Annotated in this window: 1 protein-coding gene; it reads left to right on the forward strand. The window is 55.8% G+C overall.

Features of this window, described 5'->3' with window-relative positions; all coding sequences use genetic code 11:
* Positions 1-74: 74 nt before the first annotated feature.
* On the forward strand, positions 75-728 hold a 654-nt coding region (locus ACERI1_RS18815), incomplete at its 3' end, for an ISH3 family transposase (protein ID WP_373620002.1).

The following is a 728-nucleotide window of genomic DNA, read 5'->3' on the forward strand; positions in this document are numbered from 1 at the left end:
CGGTACTTCCCAACCGGTATGAGAGCTGGAGCTAAAGCGTTGATCTGATGTGGAAGATGTCTGGTTAAGTGAATGTGTTCAAAACCCCTCAACCAGACGGTGTTCTTTCGGACTCAGACGTAAAAGATCTAGCGGAAGACGTCATTTGCCAGCTCCCTTTGCCAGGGATCGAGGGCTCGCCCCTCGATCCCGGCGATATCTGGGCGGTCGTCATTCTTGCAGCAGTCAATCAGACCTCCATCTGGGAGACGTGCAAGGACAACGACAACGCTGCCTGTGATGATACTGTCATGGACTGGCTACATACGCTCAACCGAGAGTGGCTTGAGCGGGTTGCTAACCGCCTTCTCTGGGAGTTAGCGATGACGATCCTCGACCCTGATCGGTCGAGGATCGTCTCCATTGACTTCGTCGATAACCCCTACCACGGAACGTACGCCGATGAAGAAGGTGAACTCTGCCGCATGCACGCGAAAGACGGAACAACGACGTGCCACCGGTACTGCACGGCGTATCTCGTCTCGAACGGAAAGCCAGTGACGTTGGCGATGACGTACGTCCGTAGCGATGAGAAAGAGGCCGACGCGGTCGAGCGTGTCCTCGACCGCGTCGAGGCCTATCCCTTCGAGATAGAGCTTCTGTTGGCTGATCGCGGCTTCTACAACGAACGTATCCTGCGTCGTTCTCAGGAGATTGCTGCGACTGTCGTTCCCGTCCAAAAGAAGGGC

Origin of the sequence: Natrinema sp. HArc-T2, from assembly GCF_041821085.1 — an archaeon.
GTDB lineage: Archaea > Halobacteriota > Halobacteria > Halobacteriales > Natrialbaceae > Natrinema.